General features: G+C 66.8%; 1 protein-coding gene. It reads left to right on the top strand.

The window, feature by feature from the left end; all coding sequences use genetic code 11:
• Nucleotides 1–1,187, top strand: a 1,187-nt coding sequence (locus F3H95_RS26995) for a hypothetical protein (RefSeq protein WP_149748246.1), incomplete at both ends; no start/stop codon positions are given.

Raw genomic sequence — 1,187 nt, 5'->3', positions numbered from 1 at the left:
CTCGACATGCCGACCACGACGCGCACGGCCAAGGGCTTCGTGATGACTGCCAATGGCGATCATCGCGCCGTTGCCATATCGCTGGCCGTCGGTGCCTCGACGGGAACTGCCGGCGTCGGCGGCGTCGTGGATGTCGGCGTGTTCAGCAACACCGTGACGGCGCATGTCGCAAACGGCGCCTCGATCAATGCGGCCCTTACGGGCGCAACGCTTGGCAATTTCGGTGCTGCCCAGGATACTATCATCAGTGCCCAGTCCACCGGACGGATGATCGGCTTTGCCGGCATGGTCGGCGCTGGCGCAACGGCGGGCGTCGGCGGTGGTGCGACCGTCAATGTCTTCAACGGTTCCACCCAGGCCTCGGTCGATAGCGGTGCTGTTGTGAAGGCCCGCCGCGACGTGGCGGTTGCCGCGCGGCGACAGCAGCAGATCGGCGTTGCCGGCTTTGCCATGGGCGCCGCCACCGGACCCGCCGGCGTGGGGGCTGCGGTCAACGTGGCCGTCATTTCCGGCGCTACGACCGCCCGCATCGACGGGCGCGCGGATGCCTATCGCAATGTGACTGTCGATGCCCGCGAAAGTTCGCGCCATCTCGAAGTCGTCGGTGCGATCGGCGTGGCGGGCACGGCTGGCGTCGGCGGCGCGATCAACGTGGTCGTTGCCAACAGCACGACCTCCGCGCTGCTCGGTGCATCCGGTGCGATCAATGCCATGGGCGATACCGCGATCACGGCGCGTGCCCGCGAGAACATCGGCAACATCATCGTGGCTGGCGGCGTGGGTGGCACGGTCGGCGTCGGCGCTTCGATCAACGTGGTCGATTCCCGTCGCGGCATCTCGTCCTATGCCTATGGCAGCATCAACCAGGATTCCGCCTTCAAGGCAGCCGGCAGCGGCCAGGATGTCAGCATCGAGGCCGACAGCGCCATCGACATGTATCGCCTGGTCGGCGGTCTCGGCGGCGGTGGCACGGTCGGTGTCGGCGTCAGCTTCGACATGGCGACGATCCTGAACCAGACCGACGCGGCCGTTGGCGGCAATGCCAAGGTCTATGCCGGCGGCAAGGTCGATATCGATGCCGTTTCGGCCAAGAACTATGCGTCCAACACCATTGCCGGCGGCGTCGGCGGTGTGGTGGGCGTGGGCGGTGCCGTCGTCATCAACCGCACCGGCTCCGGCAATCTCAA

The sequence above is a fragment of the Rhizobium sp. RU35A genome, from assembly GCF_900156005.1.
Taxonomy (GTDB): Bacteria; Pseudomonadota; Alphaproteobacteria; order Rhizobiales; family Rhizobiaceae; genus Neorhizobium; species Neorhizobium straminoryzae.
The sequence above is the reverse complement of the archived record's forward strand: the minus strand, read 5'-3'. Positions and strand labels throughout refer to the sequence as shown.